Source organism: Syntrophales bacterium (assembly GCA_023229765.1).
Lineage (GTDB): Bacteria > Desulfobacterota > Syntrophia > Syntrophales > UBA5619 > DYTH01.
On the sequence record JALNYO010000015.1, the window covers coordinates 20,631 to 37,911 of the forward strand.

Annotated in this window: 12 protein-coding genes; 6 read left to right on the forward strand and 6 right to left on the reverse strand. The window is 50.0% G+C overall.

Annotated elements, in window-relative coordinates; translation table 11 throughout:
* Positions 1-59: 59 nt before the first annotated feature.
* Genes M0P74_09575 through M0P74_09600 form a run of 6 tightly spaced genes read right to left on the reverse strand, consistent with a single transcriptional unit; the run spans position 60 to position 7,933 of the window.
* Positions 60-524 carry a hypothetical protein gene (locus tag M0P74_09575; protein MCK9363829.1) on the reverse strand — a complete coding sequence of 155 codons (465 nt, stop codon included), beginning with the start codon at positions 522-524 and terminating at the stop codon, positions 60-62.
* Complete coding sequence (locus M0P74_09580) at positions 524-2,560, reverse strand: AAA family ATPase (protein ID MCK9363830.1); 2,037 nt, start codon at positions 2,558-2,560, stop codon at positions 524-526. The genes M0P74_09575 and M0P74_09580 overlap by 1 nt, the downstream gene beginning before the upstream one ends.
* A complete protein-coding gene (locus M0P74_09585) occupies positions 2,557-2,757 on the reverse strand; it encodes a hypothetical protein (protein MCK9363831.1) in 201 nt (66 codons plus the stop codon). The genes M0P74_09580 and M0P74_09585 overlap by 4 nt, the downstream gene beginning before the upstream one ends.
* Positions 2,750-4,867 (reverse strand): DEAD/DEAH box helicase family protein, encoded by a 2,118-nt coding sequence (locus M0P74_09590; protein ID MCK9363832.1) that lies wholly within the window; start codon positions 4,865-4,867, stop codon positions 2,750-2,752. The genes M0P74_09585 and M0P74_09590 overlap by 8 nt, the downstream gene beginning before the upstream one ends.
* Positions 4,860-7,400: a hypothetical protein gene (locus tag M0P74_09595; GenBank protein MCK9363833.1), complete on the reverse strand. Its 2,541-nt coding sequence runs from the start codon at positions 7,398-7,400 to the stop codon at positions 4,860-4,862. The genes M0P74_09590 and M0P74_09595 overlap by 8 nt, the downstream gene beginning before the upstream one ends.
* Positions 7,397-7,933, reverse strand: coding sequence for a hypothetical protein (locus M0P74_09600; protein MCK9363834.1), 537 nt, complete (start codon positions 7,931-7,933; stop codon positions 7,397-7,399). The genes M0P74_09595 and M0P74_09600 overlap by 4 nt, the downstream gene beginning before the upstream one ends.
* A 334-nt stretch (positions 7,934-8,267) precedes the next feature.
* Here M0P74_09600 and M0P74_09605 point away from each other — a divergent pair, with 334 nt between their 5' ends.
* From M0P74_09605 to M0P74_09630, 6 genes are all read left to right on the forward strand, one after another.
* Positions 8,268-8,564, forward strand: a complete 297-nt coding sequence (locus M0P74_09605; protein MCK9363835.1) for a hypothetical protein — start codon at positions 8,268-8,270, stop codon at positions 8,562-8,564.
* A 294-nt stretch (positions 8,565-8,858) separates the two neighbouring features.
* Positions 8,859-10,439: an ATP-binding cassette domain-containing protein gene (locus tag M0P74_09610; GenBank protein ID MCK9363836.1), complete on the forward strand. Its 1,581-nt coding sequence runs from the start codon at positions 8,859-8,861 to the stop codon at positions 10,437-10,439.
* A gap of 86 nt (positions 10,440-10,525) precedes the next feature.
* The gene (locus tag M0P74_09615) at positions 10,526-11,107 is read left to right on the forward strand and encodes a TetR/AcrR family transcriptional regulator (protein MCK9363837.1); all 582 of its coding nucleotides are present in this window, start codon (positions 10,526-10,528) and stop codon (positions 11,105-11,107) included.
* Between the two features lie 30 nt (positions 11,108-11,137).
* The gene (locus M0P74_09620; protein MCK9363838.1) at positions 11,138-12,325 is read left to right on the forward strand and encodes an efflux RND transporter periplasmic adaptor subunit; all 1,188 of its coding nucleotides are present in this window, start codon (positions 11,138-11,140) and stop codon (positions 12,323-12,325) included.
* Between the two features lie 12 nt (positions 12,326-12,337).
* Entirely contained in the window at positions 12,338-15,499 is a 3,162-nt protein-coding gene (locus M0P74_09625; protein MCK9363839.1) for an efflux RND transporter permease subunit, read from the forward strand.
* A gap of 359 nt (positions 15,500-15,858) precedes the next feature.
* A complete protein-coding gene (locus M0P74_09630) occupies positions 15,859-17,277 on the forward strand; it encodes an efflux transporter outer membrane subunit (GenBank protein ID MCK9363840.1) in 1,419 nt (472 codons plus the stop codon).
* Positions 17,278-17,281: the final 4 nt, after the last annotated feature.

The window sequence follows — 17,281 nt, forward strand, 5'->3', positions numbered from 1 at the left end:
TAACCCTAGCGGGGGGTACTTACTCTTATAGGATGGTTCAACCAATAAAATATTTCGCATCAGTTATCCCAAGTCTCCGATTCAGACTGCTCAAAAATAAAGTGGACAAATTGTTTGGGAAGTTCCGTACAGCAAGTTGGGTCGAGTTGTGGGTCAGAACCATTGGAAATTGGAAGCAGGTAATCCTTCAAGAATTCCTCAATCAGGATGTCAATACCGGCGTTGGCATAGCCTTCAATAACAGCGAGCAGATCCTTGTCTTCTGAAACTTTTGCATAGTCGAACTCGTTCTGTTCCAATATCATGGCATAATAGCAAGCCCATTCTGGTGGGGTAATCGTACTTGACCAGAAGCGGTCATCACGCTTTTTGATTTGTATTGACTTTTTTTTCTGGTAGCCCAGACACGCACAGACAAAGAACAATTCATGAAAATCCCCAACAGTACCACTGCTTTTCACGTTATTGTAAAGCTCTTTAAAATGAGCATCAGTGGCAACGCGAATTTTTCCATCCATCTTCATTAGTATTCCTCCTCGTCACGAAGAATAGCCAGGGCAGAATTGATATCCTGTTCTACAATCGCCGTATTGCCATCAAGTGTTGGGCGCAAAATATAGAATTTCCCCCATTTGCCGCTGGTTTTCAATAGTTGCGCCTCCTGGCGACGGAACTCGGTATCCGTTGCCAGGAGAATCCATTGGGATGCGAACGTAGGTACATAATTTATAAGGTTCTGGCGATGCTCAAATGATAACCTGCCAAATGGTGTATCCATAAACAATGGAATTTCGATTTGACCTCCTCTCGAAGCAGCCCGAGCCAGGGCGGCAATGAATGCAATCGACATGATTTGTCGTTGCCCCGCAGAGATGTTTGCGAGAAAGGGCTTCTTATACCGATCCAATACCTGCAATGAATAATCATTGTTGACGACTATAGTCCTTAGATTTTCCCTTCCTTCTTTATCTAACAGTTTTGCGAAGAGTTCCGTGGCCGACTGCCCTATTAACTGTTTTATCTCACGCGTAAACTGATCATAGACATCCTTAAGTGCGTCCTGCGTGTCACGTGCTAACATAGACCGTCTTGATAATTCATCATTCCTTCCAACTTTCAGACGCTCCTCTTTGAGTAATGCTCGTAAACGTTCCTCCTCCTGCTTGAGCTGTTCCAACTGAGTCTGGGCATTACGAGCATTAGCCTCGAGCGTAATAATGCCATCCTGAAGTTTCTTGCGATGTTCGTCCAATTTTGTGGCGTCCTGCCGTTCTGACGTGCCGATCTGATTGCTCACGTTCTCAAGGCTACGATTGATATTAGCTATTGTACTTCGAATATTTCCGTATTGCTGTAAGCGCTTTTCGACCAGGTCCGCATCGTCACTGAAGTGATTACGCACTTCGCTCAGGTATCGCCAAAGATTGAGCGCCGCATCCTGGGTAGTAACGTCACTTGTGCGTTTTTGCCAATCAAGAATGTGTGAATGGGCTGCCGGATCTTTAAGAATATCTCTACCGCAGATGCATTCATCATCAGTGAGGATTCGTTCAATCAAATCACGGCGAATTTCAGACGGAATTTCTCCTTTTTGTTTTTGACGTTCTATATGTTCGAAGACGGTAATGACGGTAGGAGCCAAAATAAGCGATGAAGCTTTACATACGAGACTATGCATCTCTTTAAGTGTATTGTCCACCAGCTGCTCCTGTTCCTTTAATTCCTGTTCCAATATTTTACGCCGATCAAGCAGATGGCGTATCTCATTAAATTTTTTAAGTTCATTGTCAGTCTTATCAATCTCTTGCCGCGCAAGGCGCATTTCATCCGCCAGACTATCGAGCCTCCCACGTAATTGAGTCTGCTCATCTTCATTATCGCTAAGGCGCTTGAGGAGCCGCGACAATTCTTCATGCGATGAATTGGATAATTCTCTTTCAAGAGCCTTAGAAACGCGCCCTACCGCCCTTATCGCTGTCTCAAGTGCATCAACATTGAGCAGGTTCCGAATACCGGCACTGATTTCCCGGCGCTGTTCAATGCTAGCGCGGGTTAAACGTTCAATCTTCTCACCATCGAACAAGAAATAATCCTTGACACGCCGATCAAGGATGCTGTCAATAACGGCATCAATTTCAGTGGTCGGAACGGTCTGGGTGTTCCCATCACTCGTAATCACAAAAAGGCGTTTTTCATCTTCTTCTTCAATTATCCGGTTTCCATCCTGCATCCCCAATATGGCTCTACGCAAACGATAGGACTGCCCTAGGTGAGCGAATTCCAACTCAACAGATGTACGCACCGGCACTCCAGTATCCGCCTCAAGTGCTGATACATTTACGAGTTGTAATTCTTCCCGTGGGACATCTCCATCCTGGCTCAGGCGACGTTCGCCAAAAAGACAAAACATGATGGCTCTAAACAACCCTGTCTTGCCCCGACCGTTCTCGCCAAATACGACTGTCACATTGTGGTGAGGTAGTGATGGAAACCAAAATTCAATCTCTTGCCTTCCGCGAAATTGACGGAAGTTCTCCACTATCAACTTATGCAATATCATAAGTTATTACCCTCCTGTTGTTTTGAGAGCTTCCGCACAATGGCCTGGAGTTGCTCAGCAACCGCTGTTTCTGGGTAGGATTCTGATAACCTAATTGCCTGTATTGCCAATTCGCGCACATCAGCGGGATATGTGTTGAGCTTTTCAATTATCAACGCATTTACATCAGGTAACAGGGTTTTTTCTAAATCATTCATACGCACTCCAATCCCATCGTTTAAGTGTATGATAAACATCCCAAGGTTTCTCATCGAGTAGATTCAACATTTCGAATCGGTCAAGAATATCCCGTATTACTGCCCGTGCGCTGAATTGGTTCATCGCAGAGGACGCAAACTCAACAAATCTTGGCATTTCACGTTGGAGTATCCCCACGTCAGAACTAAGCTTCAATTCTAAGCGGTCGGTCGGCGGTACAACTATAAAATCATAGATAACTGCCAAGGTCTTCCCCGGCGCCCGACGGAGAATTCTCCCGCGACGCTGGACAAACTCGCGTGGGTTTGTACTGCTGGCGAGAATGAATGCGGTCCTTGTAGAAGGCACATCTATTCCTTCATCAAGGCACTTTATAGCAACAAGCACTTGAATGTCGCCAGTATCAAACAGGGCCAGGAGTTTTTCTCGATCCGATAAATTTACATCATGAACAAACTCATGGCAACGTAACCCAAGGGCCGCAACGGCCTGCAATACTTTACGATGTTCCCCTGGTGCACAATAGACCAGAATGCCGGCTGGCTCTTCAGCGCGTTGTCGATAGTCCTCCTGCATACGGCTTAGCAAATGAAGCAATGCCGGTAGTTTTTGTTGCGCCGACGAAATAATCCGTGCACGCTGTAAAAGTAGTCTTTGCAGGCGATCACGTAATTCGGGATCATGTTCCGCCAAAGTGGAGATTGCAATAATTTTTTGTGTTAACTCATCGTACTGGTCGGACTCTGACTCCGTTAGATTAATCAATTGAGGATAATATTCGTAAGGCGTAAGGAATTTCCCAATTGCTTGATCTATCGAAAATTCAAAACAGGTTGAACCGAAATAACTAAAAAGAGTATCGGTCCCTTCATCATCAAACCAGCGGCGTGGCGTAGCGGATAATCCGAGTCGCATATCTGCTTTTTCTGTCATCGCTTTGCGTAAATGCGCTGCGCCAAGGCCATGCGCTTCATCACCTATTAGCAAAGTATCACTCGCTGGAAGACGACGAATCGCCGCAGCAAATCTGTCTGTCGCGGCGGTTTTGTGAACTGCAAGAACACAAAGGTTGCTTTTAACACCGATATTGAAATCCTGAATAGCCGATTTCACGGCAATCTGCCATCTACCATGTTCGCCACTACAGAGAATAGGATCAAACCCGAACTGATGGCAGTTTCTTTCCCATTGCTGGAGAAGGTGCAGGTAGGGAACGAGTATAAGCAACGCCAGTCGACCATTTTCCTTATAGATAGAGCTTGCAGCCGCCAATGAGGCGATTGTTTTGCCTGTCCCGGTGGCCATTTCAAAGACTCCACGACAACCCGCCTCGCGCCACTTTTGAATAGCAATTTTTTGGTAATCGTGAAGTTTCACAGGGCAATATGGAGAGGATGAGCCATCATATAACGAATTATGGCTGCTATACGGTGCTTCTGATGAAACCCGCAACTTTATGAATTTCTCTCGAACGGCCTCAGGAATACGACACACGCGGAATTGTTTATTTTTATCATTCCATAAGGCTTCAAGCCGCTTTTGGTGCATCTCAACATATGGTGATTGCCCGGAGTCCCATGATTTAAAAACAGAAAATGCTTCCCCATTCAAGGATGCCTTAATGGAATCGTTCAGCGATCCATGAATGGCTACCCGGTCACCAGCGCTATCAACGAAAATACCGATCTTATCGTGATAATCTCCGGCGGACATCCGGTCACGCGGCAGTGCAAAACGAAACTCAAGAGTCCCATCGGCAACCATCCAAGCAAGTGCATTACGTGTATCATTTTCCAGTGTCCTGGCAATATCTTCAACATTCCGTGTTAGGATTTCACGGAGTGCGGCATCAAACCGTGCAGCTTCGCCAAACTTGAGAGCCTCCCAGTCTGCCCCTTCAAGGATTGGAGAAATAACAATCCTTGCAAAACCGCCGCCCTTCACAAACGTAGACATGCCCTGCCCGGCAATACGTAACCACCCAGAGGTAAAAAACCCTACGCCACGCAGGTAATCTTTCGCATGAGAGAGCAATGGTACTTGCAGGTCACGAATTAAGTCATAGTATTCGCTGTCATATACCGGTAACAATTCAAGTTCTTTAAGCACGATCGCGTAACTCCGCTAATTGTACAACATTTCCATCAATGCCAACGCGACTGTCTGTCCCCAACATCATGGGTGTCAGGCCCTTTTTCAAGATACCCGCTGTCCGCATGTCAGCAACAAAAACATCGATATTTGCAGCACCTTCGTAGTCGTTGTTAAGAACATAGTATAGAAGATCATCAAGAGTTTCGATACCGCATGAGTTTGGAATCGAAACGAAAGCATTACGCTGTGACCCTATGATACGATATTTCCCTTCGCGTGATAGCAGTTCTCCAATAAGAGTTTGCGTCCAAAGAAAATGATCGGGAAGCGCTGGTAATTGATCATGTCGATAATCATAGAAATGCGAAATGAGGCCGAAAGGTTTTCCGGCACTGTCTCGATTGGAAAGATAATGGGCCGCCAATAATTCCAATGCTGCCTGGCTGTTCCCTGTCCACCCGAGAGTCTCAATGTGCACAATAACTCCGTCACTGTAACGGATGACGTCCTTGTACGTGTGCAACACATTATAGACACTATTTTGCTTATATCCTAAATCATCCACAAAATGCTGATATAATTCCGAAAAGCTACAAGGTTCTGCTTTGTCGAGAATGTAGTTGATGATTTCCGTAGCTACACCAGTTGCACGACCACCTTCTTCTATAACACCAGAGAGGCGGATACGGGGATAAAGAGAAAGATCGTATTCGTCATAGTAGAAAAACTGAATTATTGAAAACAGAAGCATTGGGGATACAATCCCCAACAGCTTGCAGGTAATCTTCTTGTCGTTAAAGAGCCTTATCGCTGAAATGTGGCGTGATGAACTGAGGAGTGTCGTAAGGTGCTCAATAATAGACGTTAGCCTTTCTTTCTGTATGCCTATTTGTTGTATATGTATGTACTCGCCGCGATCCACGCGTAAAATATTGGGGGTATTTGGTAAATGATTAGCCATAAACACAGCTTCGTTAACACAAAGCTGTTCTAAAGCATATTTTCTGATTTGCTCCAATTTAACTGTACCTTCCTGATCCAACACAAATTTTTCCAATACAAGCGGCAATGGCAGGCGCTGCGTGACCTTCTCGCTTTTGATGACATATGGGTAGTCAGGATACCTTAATGCCGGATTGTTTGATTCCCGAAGACAGGAATAAAGAGCGCTCTCACTTGGAATATTTTCCTTCAGTAATTTGTTCTTGTATCGCTCAAAAATCCCACTCACTGAGAGGTATGGAATATCTCCCCCAAGTCTGGATATTATGTCGTGTTCTATCTCCGCTATTTCGTCAAATGGAATTGAAATATGATCGCGATGAATATATGTGCCTCGATCCCAGAGCAGAAGGTCTGGCGAACGCTCGATATAAGCATAGATATTCCGCTCAGATATTTTCTCATGTTCAGGACGGTCTTTATTTACTTCAGTATGCACTTCTGTGAAATGCATCGGTCGCCCGGTATTGTAAAGGATTGTTTCGACAAGCAGAGTTCGTTTCTTTCCATTCTTTCCATATTTAAGTGTCCATGCGTATTGTGTGTAGAACGCACTTTCATCTGCCGAGATCTCTTCTATAGCATCAACTAGAAAATGCAGATAACCCATCGAAAACTGAGAAATTGAAGAAACTTTATTGCAACACGCTTTGCCTCTACAGAACTCTTTTATCTTGACAGTAGCAACATCAAATGGCAGAACCCCATCAGGCTGATTTTCAACAGATCCTGTTATCTCTGGTCGGATTGCGTGGCATTTCACACATGGATGTTTGGGCATGATTACTCGAATCGGTAGACTCCAAACAACCTCGTATTGTGGCGACAAATCGATCAGAGAGGCCAGTTCTGCGTCAGAAGGGAGATTTTGCCATTCCCAGCGTTTTCCCAGGGCGTTAGCAATTTCCTGTACGCAGCACACACCACCCCCAGGAATAAGAACATCATCGACCGCATGCCAAAACCTATCCAAACGACTAAGGGCTTTCGGTTTTTGAAGTTTTGAAATATATTTTTCTTCAATCTGCCGGACACGTTCACGGGTAATTTTTTCACGGTCCCCCAACTCTTCAAGCGTCCATTTTCGCCCATCGAGCAACCCCAAACGCCCTTTCAAAATCCGACCTTCACGCTCGCGCCCCACCAGATTCCACATGAACTCATCTATGAGTTTTTCCAAATTTCCATATGCTTCTATTGGTATACCCTTTGACAGGGTTTTCATTAATTCTAACCCAATCTCTTTGAGATACCAAACTTGCCGGATGGCCTGTAATCCTTGCATTGAAAACCCTAAGCGATTGACAATATTGCTCTCGGACAATAAGGTAAGATTCTCCCATATCATCGTTCTGACTTCACCATTGATAGTGGTGCCCATAGAGCCTTGCGATAGCCGCAGCTCGGTGATTACTATGGGCGGTATACCAGTAAAAATAGGATCATCTGATAAAGCACCAACTGATATTGTCATTTGAGACTGGTCAGTAAAGCCCAATATTGACGCTATGTAATTAAGGATACATGAAAATGCTTCCTCGCTCATGTCCGATTGCAGGAGATAACCAACAGTAACATGGAGCAGAACGTGGCCGGATCATCTGGGAAAAGTGCAATCACTCGGAGTCGCTGAAGATCGTTTTGAGGAATTTCAAGACTGCTTATACTACCTTGGGTTTCATCGTTTGAATAATCATACTGTTGCGATACTATTTGGAATATTTCCGGAAGCGTGCGAGATAAAAGAACACCAATATGGGGAGAGGTAGAGGGCGTATGGATGAAAGTCTGTCTATCATTACCCACTGGATATTTGACCTGGGCGTTTTTATAAGACCTGGTAAAGGCGGGATGTTGTTCGGCAATTTTCTTCTGTAACCGCCTAATGTCATTTACCGTTTTTTTGCCAACTCCACCAATATTAAAAAAATCTTTTTCATTGCAACGCATCAACTGTTCACAAGTTAGTATTTTCTCTTGAATAAGAACATTTCGTGCCCTTGTGGAGAGCTTTCGCATAAAATCGGCTGCTATGGGGATGTTTATATTCAAGTTAGGTCCTGTTCCATGGAGCTTCATTCACTCTTTGATATTTGTACCACCTTCGACTTAAACCATAATCGGAATCGATCGGAATATTGAATATTTCCTATTTTGGTGCCGAGCATAGGCCAATCACTGCTTTTTTTCAACACATTTCCCTGACTTTACCGCCTCACGGTCACTTTCATTATCATGATCCCTGACGAATTATGATCATTGCCCAGGTTGAAAGTACTCACCCATATTTGAGTTCAAAACGTTGCCGCTTCCGCCAGCATTATCATCACCGTCTTTTATCCAATCTGTTTTGAGATATGCCTCCCGATAGCAATAAAATTCCAGACCGGGAGGGATATATGACAAAAGAAGAATGGTACGCCCATTGGCGGGAGATATCGAGGGCCAACGGACAAGCGGCATGACCATCGACGCCTATTGCCGGGAGAACCAGATTCCGACAACATCTTTTTATAACATAAGGCGTAGACTCAAAGAGCGGGAAGCCGTAACCGGCGGCTTCCCGGAATTAAAGACAGCCAGGCTTGTGGCCCCCGCGTCCGTCGGCATCCATATCCGCTTTGGCAATAACCTCTATGATGAGGTTGAACGGGGGCTCGCGATGTTCGGCCTGACGGCGGCATTGTTTATGAGTCTCGTCAAATCATGAAAAGACCTCGATATCACTGAAGATATATGACATGAAACCCGCGTGAGACTGAGCTTATTTAGATTCAATTAATCAACGTTAAAAACTGGTTATCGCCAATCGATAATCCAACACAGGCCATTTAACTGTTCGCTAATCATCAATCCTCAGTCCGCTATTCTTCTGCTGCAAAATAACCGTTGCTTTCGGGACGGCTTTGTTGTATGAGGCCTTCGACCTTAAAACCACGGGGCTCGACCCTGTGGTTTTTTATTTATGGCAATTGAGCAGGAGAAACTAACGAGGAATGAAAACATGATAAACGTATCCAATGTCACCCTTGCCTACGGCAAAAAGACGCTGTTCAAAGAGGTAAATATCAAGTTCACGCCGGGCAACTGCTACGGCGTCATCGGCGCCAACGGCTCGGGGAAATCAACCTTTCTGAAGATCCTCGCCGGCGACGTGGAGCAGGACACAGGCGAGATTGCAATCGGCCCCCGGGAAAGAATCTCGGTGCTCAGCCAGGACCAGTTTGCCTTTGATGAAGAAACGGTCATCGACGTCGTCATCATGGGGCATAAAAGGCTTTACGAAGTGATGGCCGCGCGCGAGGCGATCTACGCCAAGCCCGATTTTTCGGAGGCGGACGGGGTTGTCGCCGCGGAATTGGAGGCGGAATTCGCCGAAATGAACGGTTATGAAGCTGAAACTGATGCGGCGGTGCTGCTCAACGGGCTTGGCATCCCCGAAGCGCTCTGTTCCCGGAAAATGAAGGAACTCGACGGAGGCAACAAGGTGCGCGTGCTGCTCGCCCGGGCACTCTACGGCAATCCGGACGTACTTTTGCTCGACGAACCGACAAACCACCTGGACCTTCGTTCCATCGCCTGGCTGGAGGATTTTCTCGCCCGCTTCCGCAACACCGTCATCGTCGTCTCCCATGACCGCCATTTTCTGAACCAGATCTGCACGCACATTGCCGATATCGATTTCGGGAAAATCCGTGTCTATGCGGGCAATTACGACTTCTGGTACCAGGCAAGTCAGATGGTCGTCCAACAGAAGCAAAACGAAAACCGCAAGGCCACGGAAAAGGCGGATGAGTTGAAGGCCTTTATCCAGCGCTTCAGCGCCAACGCCTCCAAGTCGAAGCAGGCCACCTCCCGGAAAAAACTCCTCGAAAAACTGACCATCGAGGATATGCCGGTTTCCTCGCGCAAGTACCCGTTTATCCAGTTTAAACCGGAGCGCCCCTGCGGAAACACCATCCTTGAGATCACCGGTCTCGGCAAGGATATTCAGGGGGTGTCCGTGTTGAACAACCTGAACCTCACCCTGCGCAAAGGGGACAAGATCGCCTTTGTCGGGGGCGATGGACTGGCCAAAACTACCCTCTTCCAGATACTCGCCGGGGAGATAACCCCGGACAGGGGGAGTTTCCGCTGGGGAACAACGATTACCCCAGCCTATTTCCCGAAGGAAAACAGCGCCTATTTCCGGGGTAACCTGACTCTGGTGGACTGGCTCTGTCAGTTTCCCCCTTGCGATGGAGAGAGCTTCGCCCGGGGTTTCCTCGGGAGGATGCTCTTTTCCGGCGAAGAGGCGCTAAAGAAAACCAGTGTGCTTTCAGGCGGAGAGCAGGTGCGCTGCATGCTTTCCCGGATGATGCTTGCCGGCGCCAATGCCCTGATTCTCGACGAGCCCACAAATCACCTCGATCTGGAATCGCTCACGGCCCTGAACAACAGCCTCGTTGCTTTTCCGGAGGTAATTCTAATGGCGTCCCGCGATTATGAACTGGTCTCCACCGTGGCAAACCGCATCGTCGAAATCACCCCCGACGGGTTAATTGACCGGGCGATGGGCTTCGAGGAATATCTGCAGGCCAGTTAAACTAATCTAAAAATACCCTTGACAACCATTTTCGAACGGGATATCAGCACACCGAAATAAATGAACGTTCACTCATAAGTGGGGAGATGAACCTGAAAACTTCCGATAAACGCAGGGAAATTATTAACGCGGCGCTGGAGTTGATGGCAGAACAGGGCTTTCATGGCGCGCCGATGGCGATGATCGCCCAAAGGGCGGGGGTTGCCGCGGGCACAATCTACTGCCATTTCGTAAGCAGGGAAGCTCTGATCACTGAAGTTTACTCGGAAGTTGAAAAAAAAGTAGTCGCCGCCATTGCTGAAAATGACGATCAATCCCGACCCCTCAGGGAGCAATTCATCTTTGCAGGCGCCCGACTGCTAAGGTACTTTATCGCTAATCCTGTTGATTTTCGCTATATTGAGCAATATCACAACTCCCCTTACGGGGCTTCCCACCGCAAGGACAGGCTCCTGGGACAAGCCGATAACCGTAATCCGTTCCAGGAAATTTTCCAGGAGGGCGTTGCGAGCAAGATTTTGAAGGATTTGCCGGTCAACTCGCTTTTTGCCCTGGCCTTTGGACCGATGATTTTCCTGGCCCGGGACCATATTACCGGGCTGGCGCTGCTGGATGAGGAGCTGATTGCCAAATGCATAGAAGCCTGTTGGGACAGCATCAAGAGATAAGCCGTAACAATTAAATTGCCGAGGTGCCGCATGGAGATAGCTAAAAAAACAAAAATATTTATACTCGCTGCCTGCGTGATAATGATTTTTGCCGGTTGCGGGCAAAAGCCCGAGGCAAAGGCGCCAGGCGGAGGAGTTTTGCCGGAGGTTGACGTTGTTGCCGTAAAAGAAGAACGAGTCGAAATTACAAGGGAACTGCCGGGGCGGGTGTCGGCATCTCTTGTGGCCGAGGTGCGTCCTCAGGTAAACGGCATCATCCGCGAACGGCTGTTTGAGGAAGGAAATGAGGTGAAGGCGGGCGACGTCTTGTATAAAATCGATCCCACCCCGTACAAGGCAACCCTTGACAGCGCGCAGGCGTCCCTGATTCGGGCCGAGGCAAATCTGCCGTCTCTGCGGGGAAGAGAGCGCCGCTATCAGGAACTGCTTCAGGAAAATGCCGTAAGCGCTCAAGAATACGATGATATATCATCTGCGCTCAAACAGGTCGAGGCGGATGTCCAGTACGGAAAGACAGCGATCGAGACAGCCCGCATCAACCTTTCTTACACCGACATCAAGGCGCCTATTTCGGGAAGGATTGGCAAATCGAATATTACTGTCGGTGCGCTTGCGACTGCGGGGCAGCCAGCCCCGCTTGCGGTAATCCAGAAAATCGACCGGGTCTTTGTGGATGCAACCCAGTCCAGCTCCGACCTGCTGAGGATGAAACAGGAGCTCGCCGGCGGACAAATGAAAAAAAACAACATTCGGGGGGCAAAGGTAAAGCTGCTGCTTGAGGATGGTACACCTTATCCGCTGGAAGGAGAGTTTAAATTTTCCGATGTCACCGTCAATCCCGCTACCGGCTCCTTCCTCTTGAGGATAGCCTTTGCGAACCCGCAACAAATCCTTTTGCCCGGCATGTATGTGCGCGCGGTAGTCCGGGAGGGCGTGAAGAATAAAGCAATACTCGTTTTGCAGCAGGCAGTGACTCGCGACCCCAAAGGGAGGGCCTTCGCGATGATTGTTGATCCCTCAGGCACGGTTCAACAAAGATTCCTGAAGATAGACAGGGCCGTTGGCAATCAATGGCTGGTCTTCGAGGGGCTTCAGGCGGGCGAGCGGGTGATTGTGGAAGGGCTGCAGAAAATACGGCCGGGTGTTCCGGTAAAGGTTTTCCCCTTTGATTCCAAAACGCCGGCAACTCCCCTGTCCCTGACCTCGTCCGGCAAGTAAAGGAGAATTTTCATGGTTCAATTTTTCATTGACCGCCCTGTTTTTGCCTGGGTAATCGCGATTATCATCATGATTGCCGGCGCCCTGTCTATCAAAAGCATGCCGGTCTCGCAGTATCCGGCCATCGCCCCGCCGGCCATTTCGATCGACGCCTTCTATCCCGGCGCCTCGGCAAAGACGGTGGAAAATACCGTGACGCAGATCGTCGAACAGAAGATGACCGGGCTCGACAATCTCCTCTATTTTTCGTCCGCCAGTGATTCTTCCGGACGTGGAAGCGTGACGCTGTTTTTTGCGCCAGGCACCGACGCGGACATCGCCTGGGCAAAGGTGCAAAACAAGCTGGAACTCGCCAAGCCTCTTTTGCCGCAGGTTGTCCAGCAGATGGGGATAAAGGTTTCCAAGGCCACGAAGAACTTCTTCATGATCGTCAGCATTTACTCTGAAGACGGCTCGATGAATAACTACGACCTGACCGATTACATGGCATCGAACGTCGAAAGCATTTTGAGCCGCGTACCAGGGGTCGGCGAGGTAATGACCTTCGGCAGCCAGTACGCGATGCGCATCTGGCTTAACCCGGAAAAGCTCCTCAATTACAACCTTACCCCGGCCGATGTCAAAAGGGCGCTGCAAACTTACAACGTCCAGGTCTCCGCCGGCCAACTGGGGGGGCTGCCGGCGGTCCAGGGTCAGAACCTCAACGTCACCGTCAACGTTCACGATCTGCTCCAGACCCCGGAACAGTTTGAGGATATACCGGTTGTGATCAAAGCCGACGGCTCAACAGTCCGGCTGCGGGATGTGGCACGGGCCGAACTGGGGACGGAATCCTATGAGGCGGAGACCCGCTACAACGGCAAACCGTCGGGCGGGCTGGTAATCAGACTTGCCTCCGGAGCCAACGCGCTTGACACCTCCAAGGCGGTCAAGGCGAAGATGGAAGAACTCTCCAAGTATTTTCCCGCCGGGCTGAAAGTAGTCTATCCCTATGAAACAACGCCTTTTGTCTCGGTCGCCATCAAAGAGGTGGTAAAGACGCTCTTTGAGGCGATCCTCCTTGTCTTTCTTGTCATGTTCCTTTTTTTGGGAAGTTTCCGCGCCACTCTGATCCCAACGATTGCCGTGCCGGTGGTTTTACTTGGAACATTTTTTATCTTGAAAATGTTTGGCTTTACAATAAACATGCTGACCATGTTTGCGATGGTTCTGGCAATCGGGCTTTTGGTCGATGACGCGATCGTCGTCATCGAAAACGTCGAGCGGATCATGCACGACGAAGGCCTTTCCCCGAAAGAGGCAACCCGCAAGTCGATGAAGCAGATCACCGGGGCGCTGATTGGCATCGGCCTTGTCCTTTCGGCTGTGTTCGGGCCGATGGCGTTTTTCGGCGGCTCAACGGGGATCATCTATCGTCAGTTTTCCGTGACAATCGTCGCAGCGATGCTGCTTTCGGTGCTGGTCGCCCTGATCTTGACGCCCGCCCTGTGCGCGACGATGCTGAAGCCGGTTGCCAAGGGGCACGAGGCGGCGGAAAGCGGGTTCTTTCTGACCAGACCGTTTCTGCTGTGGTTCGACAAAGTTTTTTACCGTTTTCGCGACCGCTATTTCGCAATGACGGCCGGGGTGCTGGCAAAACGCACCCGGTACCTCATCATTTATCTGCTGATCGTGGCAGGGACGGGATTGCTGCTGTTGAAACTGCCGACCTCTTTTCTGCCCGACGAGGATCAGGGGGTGCTCTTTACCCAGGTGATGCTCCCTGAAGGGGCCACGGCGGAACGCACCGCCCGGGTTTTGGAGGACGTCAAAAACCATTTCCTCGTTCAGCAGAAGGACGCCGTTGAATCGATCATGTACGTCTATGGCTTCAGTTTTTCCGGACGCGGGCAGAATAACGGGATGGCATTCGTCAAACTCAAGGACTGGGATTTGCGGAATCGTCCCGATTTGAAGGTAAAGGCGGTTGTCGGCAAGGCGATGGCCGAATTCTCCCGGAGGCGCGATGCGATAGTCTTCGCGTTTGCCCCGCCGCCGGTGCTGGAATTGGGCAATGCGACCGGCTTTGACTTTGAGTTGCAGGATCGCGGGGGGGTTGGTCACGACAGGCTTCTGGAGGCGCGCAACCAGCTTCTCGGAATGGCGGCGCAAAACCCCGTCCTGATGGCCGTGCGCCCTAACGGGCTCAACGACCTGCCGGAGTACAACATCAACATCGACTGGGAAAGAGCGGGCGCGCTCGGCGTTCCCGTAAATGAGATCCACGACGCCATTTCCAGCGCCTGGGGCGGAACCTACGTAAACGACTTTGTAAATCAGGGACGGATCAAGCGCGTGTATATGCAGGGAGACTCCTCGTCCCGCATGCAAATCGAGGACTTGAACAGGTGGCATGTACGCAACTTGAGCGGCGGCATGGTTCCCTTTTCCGCCTTCTCAACCGGGAAATGGGGATATGGCTCCCCCAGTCTGCAACGATACAATGCGTTTCCCGCAATCGAGATCTGGGGCGAGCCGAAGCCGGGAAAGAGCTCCGGAGAGGCAATGCAGGCGATGGAGGAGATTGCCTACAAGCTGCCGCCGGGAATCGGCTTTGAGTGGACCGGCCTCTCCTTTCAGGAACGTCAGGCAAGCACCCAGACCTCCGTGCTCTACGCCTTTTCCGTCCTGGTCATTTTCCTCACCCTCGCCGCCCTTTACGAGAGCTGGTCAATCCCGTTTGCGATTTTGCTGGTGCTGCCGCTGGGGGTCTTTGGAACGGTTCTGGCGACCTGGCTCCGCGGGATGGAAAGCGACGTCTATTTCCAGATTGGTCTTCTGACTACGTTGGGATTGACGGCAAAAAACGCCATCCTGATCGTCCAGTTCGCCCGCGAGCGGATGACCGCGGGGGCGGGCCTGGTGGAGGCGACTCTCGAGGCTGCCCGCCTGCGGCTGCGGCCGATCATCATGACTTCACTGGCGTTTATCCTTGGCGTCCTCCCTCTGGCCATCAGCCACGGGGCCGGAGCGGCAGCGCAGAACGCGATCGGGACTGGCGTGGTCGGAGGGATGCTCTCGGCCACATTTATCGCGATATTTTATATTCCCCTTCTTTTTGTCGTAATCTTCAAACTTTTCCGCGGCAAGCAGCCGCTGCCAAAGCAAAATGGGGGAACCGCAAACGATGTGTAGGGATATCTGTTACGTGTAATGCACCAGATAAGGTAACTATTCAGCATGATAATAAAATCTGTCATTCCCGAGGGTGTAATCGGGAATATGGTACCGGTTTTAAAACCGTATCCCCGATAGAGACACTCGGGGATGACAATCTTTTTTAAGTGCTGAATATTTATCAGATAAGCAAGATTAGTGCATTACGCATGACCCCTGCCGCACCCTGCTCCTGACGGCGCACCGTCATAAAGGTTGATTAAAATTGGGGGGACGCGCTTCGTCGCGTCCGGGCAGGCCAAACATGCATTTTATAAACATTAATATGTTGTCGGAACTGCTTCTGATATGGCTCATTCCGATGGAGGAGATTTAAAATGCTCAGAAAAACAACCTTTATTTTCATCCTTTGCCTCGGGTGCGTTGGGCTCTTTGGCTGCTCCAGCATGGCGCCGAAGTACAGCCGCCCGGCAGCGCCTATCCCGGATTCCTGGCCGAGCGGGGCGGCCTACAACACCGACTCCCTTCCGGGAGCAGCAACAGCCGCTTCCCTGAAATGGCGGGATTTTTTTAACGACGAGAAGATGCAAAGCGTAATCGAACTGGCCCTGCAAAACAACCGCGATCTGCGGATTGCAGCATTGAACATCGAAAAGGCCCGGGCCATGTACGGCATTCAAAAAGCGGAGATTTTTCCCATTGTTGGGGTTTCCGCCGGCGGCTCACAGCAGCGGCTGCCCGCGGATGTTTCCGGCGCCGGCAAGGTGGTTACGGCCGAGCAGTACAGCGTCAGCTTTGGCGTCAGCTCCTGGGAACTCGATTTTTTCGGGCGGGTGGCAAGCCTCAAGGAGCAGGCGCTGGAAAATTATCTATCCACCGAGCAGGCGCAACGAAGCGCCCAAATATCGCTCGTTTCCGCAGTGGCGAACGCCTATCTGCTGCTCGCCGGCGATCTGGAGAAGCTGCAGTTCTCCGAAAAGACCCTGCAAACGCAATCAGCAAGCTTTAATTTAATCAAACGTCGTTACGAAACGGGCATCTTCTCGGAGCTTGATTTGCGGCAGGCGCAAACAAGGGTGGAAGCGGCGCGGGTGGATGTGGTTTCCAATACCCGCGCAGTTGCGCTTGACCAGAATCTGTTGAACCTGCTTGTCGGTCAGAACACCCCGTCGGACTCCCTCCCCTCTTCCCTTGCCGCCGCCGGTAAATTGCTGACCATTGCCGCGGGTCTGCCTTCAGACGTTCTTTTACAACGTCCCGATATCTTGCAGGCGGAAAACAGGCTCCAGGCGGCCAACGCCAATATCGGGGCGGCGCGGGCGGACTTTTTCCCCAGGATAACGCTTACAACCGGCGTGGGAACAATCAGCAGCGAACTCTCTGGTCTTTTCAAGTCGGGGTCGGGAACGTGGGCCTTCGCCCCGCGGATTGATCTGCCGATCTTCGATTTCGGCAGGAGAAAAAATAATCTGGACGCGGCGCTTGCCGAAACAAAGATCGCCACCGCCCAATACGAAAAGGCCATCCAAACGGCCTTCCGGGAGGTCTCCGACTCACTCGCCGTCCTGGGAACCGCCGATAATCAGGTTAAGGCTCAGGAATCATTGATCAAAGCCTCTCAGCAGACTTACCGCCTCGCCGAGTTGCGCTATCAAAAAGGGGTGGACAACTACCTGCCGACGCTCGACGCGCAGCGTTCCCTGTACGCTGCTGAAAGCGGCCTGATCAGTTTGCGACTGGCCCGCGTCAACGCGCTGGTTTCACTCTACAAGGCGCTGGGCGGCGGGATGGAGTAAGGAA